This is a genomic window from Mesorhizobium sp. M4A.F.Ca.ET.022.05.2.1, from assembly GCF_003998845.1.
Classification (GTDB): Bacteria; Pseudomonadota; Alphaproteobacteria; order Rhizobiales; family Rhizobiaceae; genus Mesorhizobium.
In genome coordinates this window covers 1-7,522 of sequence record NZ_RZOJ01000296.1, presented here as the reverse complement: position 1 = coordinate 7,522, position 7,522 = coordinate 1, and the positions used below count along the sequence as shown (strand labels likewise).

Below are 7,522 nucleotides of genomic sequence, written 5' to 3'. Positions count from 1 at the left end.
GATCGGTGACCCAGACGCGGGCGATCAGCGCCAGCCTTTGCCAGCCGCCGCTGAGCGCGCGCATCGGCCGGCCGCGCATCTCTTCCGGCACGTCGAGGGAATCAAGAACGATGTCTACCCGCCACAACTCGCTATCGGCCTGCTCGGGCGACAAGGCATCGGCCACCACCTGATGGAAGCTGCGGTCGAGAAGCGTGTCGGGGACGGATTGCTCGACATGGCCGACACGCAGGCCGCGCGTGCGGGTGATGTCGCCGGAGGTGGCCTCCATTTCGCCGGTCAGGCATTTGAGCAAAGTGGATTTGCCGCGGCCGTTGGCGGCGACGATGCCGAGCCGGTCGCCCGCGCCGATGCTGAGGTCGAGGTTGGAGAAGAGCGGCGCACTCATGGTGACGCCGAGCGATTTGAGGCTGATCAGGGCCATGTCGATTTCTCTGGTCTTGCCGGTGTCCGGCTGATGCACTTTGACGGTGCGCGGACCGGCTATCAGGCCAAGCTCAGCGGCACCACGAAGGGCAGACCAAAAATCGAAGCGGGAAGTTCCCGGACCGTCCTGGTCAGCCCTGCAAGCAAGCTCGCAGGGCAGAAATCGGGCCACGCTGACGATGGTGATCGATAAACACGCAGCCCTCCTTTCGAGACGTTTGAGTGACGTGGAGCGATTACACCAAGGTGGGGATGGTAGCAAGGGAGTGCCTTTTGCACGATATCCTTGCCTTGGCGCACAACCGCAATGAAAGGAGAACTGTGATGGACTTGATCCGCACCAATGGGTCAGACGCGTTGCGCTAGCAACCTCCAGGGATATCGCTTCTTGGATATTTTCCCTTTTGACACTATTGCTTCCTCACTCCAAGCTGGGTGCGATCTACGGAGGGCATACAGGTGGGCATGGTGCGAATCCTTTTTCTTGCGACAACTTTGCTGACTTCGCAATTCGCCAACGCTGCGGAGCAGTTGCCTTTTCCAGATTTGGACACGGAAGGCTATTGCACGGCCTTAGTGTCGAAAATGCTCGACAAGACGGAGCAGCAGGTGGAGAAGGACAAGTGCCTCGTGTTTGAAAAAACAATGAGAGCCACAATTCAACCCTATTGGCACCTCGTTGAACGACGCGAAAGCGATCTATTGAAGAAGTATATAACAGAGGTGCAATTTCAAACATATGGTACAGTTAGCTCTTTTGTGGCCTCCGCCTTGGGGAAGGCCTGCCTCGACGGTCGCGTATTTTGCAGCCCCGGCGAGCCAACTGTGGATGCCGCCTTTTCAGCCCTCAAAAGTGACTATTACTGCTATTTGAAAAATCGAGATGTGAAATCGGAGAACCTTCGCAATTGTCTTAAAGAGGAAAAAATACGAAAGTCGCAATTGGCGAAGTACTGGGCAAACTTACCGAAGGGGAAAACAGATTGGTGTATTGGCAACGCTTTCGGTCGGAATTTCCCTCCCTTCCAAGTGTTGTCTAGCTGCGTTGCCGAGGACATCGGGATCAAATGCTTCAAGCACGCGCGTCAATGTCGGGCTGGTTAGCGTGAAGTCGACAACATAAATCGATGCGGCCTCTCCCCGTTTGCGAGGAGAGCCGCCGCCAGACGGGTTAGGGGCGGCGCTGATGCCATGCCACTCGGCCTACCGTCCCGGCCGCCCAGTCTTGCTCGGTCTCCGATTCTGGCGGCGCTCGTCGCCCGGATCTTCGTAGGAGCCGATGCCGGCGCGCTGGCGAACGATTGGTTTGTCGTCGCGTTCCTTCGCGCCCCCCTCTGCCCTCCCGGGCATCTCCCCCACACGGGGGGAGATTGGCTGGGGCTTGGCCGGCACTTTTCCTTCGACGGGCTTTTCGGTCCGCCGCACTGTCATCTCGTCGAGCGAGTTCTTCTTGAACAGAGGTTTGGTGGGCTCGCCGGGGATGCCGAAGTCGGAACCGTGCGCCTCCTGCGCCGACTGCTTCTTGAACAGCGAGCGCGACACGGCACCCGCGGGCGTCGGCATGTCGGTGCCGGGACCCATGTCGTCGATCGACGGCTTGGCGAAGAGCGGCTTCTTCACCGGTACGGCGCCGTCGGCGCCCATCTCGTCGAGATGCGGCTTGCGGAACATGTTGGGGCGGGCAGCCTTGGCCGCCTCTTCGGCGGCACGTGTTTCGTCGAGCCTGCGGAAACGTTCCTGTTCCTCCGCGGTACGATGTTTCGCCACGCCCTTGTTGTGCTTGCCCTTTTCGCGGCCCGAGGCCGGGCTCTGGCTTTCCACCTCGCGCGCCAGAGGGTCGTCGGAGATGGCAAGCTCCATCTCGCGCAGCCGCTTGATCTCGTCGCGGACGCGAGCGGCCTTCTCGAAATCGAGATTGGCGGCGGCGTCGCGCATCTGCTTGTCGAGCGCCTCGAGATGGGTTTTCAGGTTGTTGCCCATCATCGCACCGGCATCGTCGGTGAACTGCGAGATGTCGGCGCGGACGTGGTCCTTCTCGTAGACGGAGTCGAGGATGTCGGCGATGCGCGACTTGACCGATTCCGGCGTGATGCCGTTGGCCGCGTTCCACTCCATCTGCTTCTCGCGGCGACGGTTGGTCTCGGCCATCGCCCGCTCCATCGAGCCGGTGATCTGGTCGGCGTAGAGGATGACCTTGCCGTCGACGTTGCGGGCGGCGCGGCCGATGGTCTGGATCAGCGAGGTTTCCGAACGGAGGAACCCTTCCTTGTCGGCATCGAGGATGGCGACGAAGCCGCATTCGGGAATGTCGAGACCCTCGCGCAGAAGGTTGATGCCAACCAGCACGTCGAAGGCGCCGAGGCGCAGGTCGCGCAGGATCTCGATGCGCTCCAGCGTGTCGATGTCGGAATGCATGTAGCGGACGCGAATGCCGTTCTCGTGCAGATATTCGGTCAAGTCCTCTGCCATGCGCTTGGTGAGCACGGTGACCAGCGTGCGGTAGCCGGCCTTGGTCGTCTCGCGGATCTCGCCGACGACGTCGTCGACCTGACTCTTGGCCGGGCGCACCTCGACCGGCGGGTCGATCAGGCCGGTCGGGCGGATGACCTGCTCGGCGAAGACGCCGCCGGATTGCTCGAGCTCCCAGCCGCCGGGCGTTGCCGAAACGGCGACGGAAAGGGGACGCATGGCGTCCCATTCCTCGAAGCGCAGCGGTCGGTTATCCATGCAGGACGGCAGGCGGAAGCCGTACTCCGCCAGCGTCGCCTTGCGGCGGAAGTCGCCGCGATACATGCCGCCGATCTGCGGCACGGTGACGTGGCTTTCGTCGATGAAGATCAGCGCATTGTCGGGCACATATTCGAACAGCGTCGGCGGTGGATCGCCCGGCTGGCGGCCGGTCAGATAGCGCGAATAGTTCTCGATGCCGGCGCAGGAGCCGGTCGCCTCCAGCATCTCCAGGTCGAAGCGGGTGCGCTGTTCCAGGCGCTGCGCCTCCAGCAGACGGCCAGCCTTTTCAAGCTCTTGCAGGCGATGCTTGAGCTCTTCCTTGATCGACTTGATGGCCTGATTCAAGGTCGGGCGCGGCGTCACATAGTGCGAGTTGGCGTAGATCTTGACGCTTTTCAGCTCGCCGGTCTTCTGGCCGGTGAGCGGGTCGAATTCGGTGATCTGCTCGATCTCGTCGCCGAACATGGAGATGCGCCAGGCGCGATCTTCCAAGTGAGCCGGGAAGATCTCGATGGTGTCACCGCGCACGCGAAAAGAGCCGCGGACGAAGTTGATGTCCTGGCGCTTGTACTGCTGGGCGACGAGATCGGCGAGCAAGGCGCGCTGGTCGAGCCGGTCGCCGATCTGCATCTGGAAGGTCATCGCCGTGTAGGTCTCGACCGAGCCGATACCGTAGATACAGGAGACCGAAGCGACGATGATGACGTCGTCGCGTTCCAAGAGCGAGCGCGTCGCCGAGTGGCGCATGCGGTCGATCTGCTCGTTGATCGAGGATTCCTTCTCGATATAGGTGTCGGTCCGGGGCACATAGGCCTCGGGCTGGTAGTAGTCGTAGTAGGAGACGAAATACTCGACCGCGTTTTCGGGGAAGAACTTCTTGAACTCGGCGTAGAGCTGGGCGGCCAACGTCTTGTTGGGCGCCAGGATCAGGGCAGGGCGCTGCGTCTCCTCGATCACCTTGGCCATGGTGAAGGTCTTGCCCGAACCGGTAACGCCGAGCAGCACCTGGGTGCGGTCGTTCTGGTCGACGCCTTCGACGAGGTCCTTGATGGCCGTCGGCTGGTCGCCGGCCGGCTCGAAATCCGACACCATCTTGATGGCGATGCCGCCTTCCGACTTTTCCGGCCGGGTAGGGCGGTGCGGCGTCCACAGCACGCCGTCCTTGTGCAGCGGATTGCCGGACTCGATCAGCGCCGACAGCGCGGCCACCGTGGCGGTGACGCCGCCGGACGAAATCGACTCGGCATCCTCCAGGCTGATGTCTAGGCCGGCGACCGGGTTGAGCCCCGCGGCCGTACGCTCCTTGGCCGACGCCGCGCCGCCCATCGAGGTGCCGCGCGCCGTGCGCCCGGGCGCGGACGAGCGTTCAGGGATCATCTTGGGTGCTTTCGCCTTCGGCTGCTTTTCCGCCTCGCGCTCGATCTGCCCGGCCCAATCGGAAATCGAGCCGGTCAGCGGCGTGCCAGTAAAGTCGGCCTGCGGCGCTTCGGCAAAGCCGCCGGGCTCGAGCGGCTCGGCGGCGTCGAGGAATTCGGTCAGCGGGCGCCGCTTCGGCGCGCCACGGTCGTCCAGCGCCGGTGGCGGCGTCTTCTTGTCGGGGTGTTTGGCCATGGCCCGAATATGGGAGGACTCGCCCGAAATGGAAAGAGCGGAGTGACTGGGCACGCACCCGCCACCGATGCTGCTGACAGAAGGCTGTCAGGAGCGATGGCGGGCCGCCCTCAATTGAACCATAGCGCGAAGGTCAGGAATCCGGCGCCGCCGAACTCGCGCTGGATCTGGTCGAAGTCGTCGCTGGTCAGGATTCTGCCGCTCTCGAAATAGGGCGCAATCGCCGGGCCGGTGATCGACAGCACCAGATCGAACGTCTTCGGCTCGTCGAAGAAGCGCTTCATGTTGATGCCCTTGCCGGTGATGCGGAAATGCGGCAGCAGCACGCGGCCCTCGAGTAGGTCCTCGGCCATATCGAGCGTGGCGAGCCAGGCCGTGACCTGTTCCTCGCCGACTTCGAGGCCGGTGAGCGGGTTCGGGCCCATCTGCTTTGGACCGGGCAGCCATTCGCGGTCGTTGTCGGTCTCGGCGCGGATCGCCTTCCAGTCCTCGCGCGACAGCCGGATCATCTCCAGCAGATGGCGGCGCGCGGCCTGTCGGCGTTCCGGCTCGACCACCGGCCAGTTGACCAGATGCACCAGCGAGATGAAGTCGGCGAAGCGCCATTCGGAAGCGAAGATCGAGCCGCTCATGCCGCCGTCCGGGGGCACGAGCACGTCCTGCAGCGGCAGTTTGGCGCGCGGGAACAGCATGTGGAACGAGCCGTCGAACATGGTCTTGAAATCATGCGCCAGCCAGAAATCGGCCTGCGCCATCAGGAACTCGGCATAGCCCTGCAGCCAGTAACCGTCGGCGCGGTCGAAGCGGAAGGTCAGCGCCGGCGCCGGCCCGTCCGGCGCGCCGCCGCGCGACAGCGCGGCCATGATCGCGGCGGCGCTCTCGTCCGGGGCGATGTTGCCGTCCTCGTTGAGATCGATGCCGAGACGGGTGAGGTCGATGGCCATGCCGATATCGGCATCGGCCGGCACGGAACCCAGCATGGCGGCGGATTTCTGCAGCCGGTCGCGGAAGGCGACCAGTATGGCCCTGAACTCCTCGTAGGTGAGCGGCTCGGGATTGGGATTGTCCGGCACCGGCAGCCGCATCAAGGGAAGCATGAAGGATTGCGGGCTTTCGAAACCGTGGCGATGCAGGCCGCCGCCCAGGATCTCCAGGGCGGTGAAGAATTCGCCGGCGCCGGCCGCGTAGGCCGATGCTGGATCGCCGGGCGCGGCTGTCTCCAGCGCGGCCAGCGCGCTGTCGCGGTCGGCGACGGTTCTGGCCTCGAACAGGGCTGCGGGATCCGGGGCAGCGGCGCCAGGAGAGACAAGCGGCAGGAGCAAAAACAGGGCTGATGCGGCAAGGCCCGACAATCGCTTCATGGTGGATCCTCCCGTCCGGTCCGGCGACAATACACGGATTTGCGGCGCTGCGCCTGCTGCTTCCTCCTGCCGGGCAGACGGTCTACACAGGGCAAACGAATGGGCATTGCGTGTCGAACTATCCGCTCTCCTACAAACTGTCCTGGCTGCCGCGCTTCCTGCAGCCGTCGCTCGGCGGCGAGGCGCGAGGCTTTGCGCCGCCGGCCGCGACCCTGATCGAGCCGCCGCCGGCGCGGAAGGTGCGGCTGGCCTTCATCGGCGACATCTCGGCTGTCGCCAACCGCAGTGCGCCGGAGTGCGATCCGGCCATCGCAGAGCTGCTCGCCTCCGCCGACCTTGTGGTCGGCAATTGCGAAAGCCCCGTCGTCGAGCGGCCGCGCGCGGTCGTGGGCACAAGGCTCGGCACGCATCATGCGATGAGGGAGCGTTTTCTTGCCGACGCCCTGGCGGCGGTCGGCATTGCGCGCGAAAAACTCGTCCTGTCGCTGGCCAACAACCATATGCTCGACCAGGGCGTTACGGGTTTCGAGGAGACCGTTCGGGCGATGGAGCGGCTTGGCATCCGCACGATCGGCACGGCCGCGAAGGGGCCGGTCGAGCGGTTCGCGGCGGGACCGTTGACCATAGGCCTGTTCGCCTTCACGCAGTGGCGCAATGCCGATGCGGGGGTGTTCGCGAGCCGCGTGTCGATGCAAAGCGATCCTGGGCCGCGCGATGCGGCCAGGGGCGTCGACCTCATCTGCGCAGTGCCGCATTGGGGTTGGGAGTTCCGGCACTTTCCAAGACCGGAGACGCGGTCGCTGGCCGGACAACTGGCCGGGCAGGGCGTCGGGCTGATCGCCGGGCATCATGCCCATGTCGTGCAGCCGGTGGAGCGGATCGGCAAGACGCTTGTCGCCTACGGGCTCGGCGATTTTCTCGGCACGGCCTTTGCCCGCCAGCCATGGCCGGGCCGCATCGGCTCCATCCTCGTCGTCGACGTCGGCGTCGACCTCGGCATGCGCGGCGCCGTAGCGGCCTACCGGCTGCATCCCTTCATGCGGCAGCGCGTCGGCGACCATGAGCGGCTGGTCCCCGTGGAGGCGCTCGGGAGCGGGATTCGCGGCAAGGTCGAGAGCCGGCTGAAGGCGATTTTCGGCACCCCGGCCGAGGTCTGACGACTTTTGCGCAAAAGCCGCTATCATGGCCGCACGATGCACAGTCTCTGCGGCGGGGGTGGCGATGGAAGCGGCGGATTTCATGCCGAGCGAGGCGGTGATCGCCGGCATCAGGAAAGACATCGAGGCCTATGAGGCGAAACGGGCTTCAACCTACCGGCAGGTCCGCTGGCGGGTACCGCTGTTCGTCGGCCTGGTGGTTGTGTTCGTGGCGCTCGTCGGCTGGGTGTTTAAAGC

At 64.3% G+C, this 7,522-nt stretch carries 5 protein-coding genes; 2 read left to right on the top strand and 3 right to left on the bottom strand.

What is annotated here, in order from left to right; genetic code table 11:
- On the bottom strand, positions 1-424 hold a 424-nt coding region (locus EN745_RS25140; RefSeq protein WP_145992124.1), incomplete at its 3' end, for an ATP-binding cassette domain-containing protein.
- A 461-nt stretch (positions 425-885) separates the two neighbouring features.
- Here EN745_RS25140 and EN745_RS25135 point away from each other — a divergent pair.
- On the top strand, positions 886-1,530 hold the full coding sequence (locus EN745_RS25135; protein WP_127422516.1) for a hypothetical protein: 645 nt from the start codon (positions 886-888) through the stop codon (positions 1,528-1,530).
- Between the two features lie 99 nt (positions 1,531-1,629).
- Here EN745_RS25135 and uvrB read toward each other — a convergent pair whose 3' ends face one another.
- Both uvrB and EN745_RS25125 read right to left on the bottom strand, forming a co-directional pair.
- Complete coding sequence (gene uvrB, locus EN745_RS25130; protein WP_127422515.1) at positions 1,630-4,767, bottom strand: excinuclease ABC subunit UvrB; 3,138 nt, start codon at positions 4,765-4,767, stop codon at positions 1,630-1,632.
- Positions 4,768-4,877: 110 nt separating this feature from the next.
- Complete coding sequence (locus EN745_RS25125) at positions 4,878-6,128, bottom strand: hypothetical protein (RefSeq protein WP_127422514.1); 1,251 nt, start codon at positions 6,126-6,128, stop codon at positions 4,878-4,880.
- Between the two features lie 110 nt (positions 6,129-6,238).
- Here EN745_RS25125 and EN745_RS25120 point away from each other — a divergent pair, with 110 nt between their 5' ends.
- A complete protein-coding gene (locus EN745_RS25120; protein ID WP_127422513.1) occupies positions 6,239-7,285 on the top strand; it encodes a CapA family protein in 1,047 nt (348 codons plus the stop codon).
- Positions 7,286-7,522: the final 237 nt, after the last annotated feature.

Excerpts from the sequence above, each read along its gene's own strand:
- EN745_RS25125 (WP_127422514.1), bottom strand. The coding sequence starts at position 6,128 with ATGAAGCGATTGTCGGGCCTTGCCGCATCAGCCCTGTTTTTGCTCCTG.
- uvrB (WP_127422515.1), bottom strand. The coding sequence starts at position 4,767 with ATGGCCAAACACCCCGACAAGAAGACGCCGCCACCGGCGCTGGACGAC.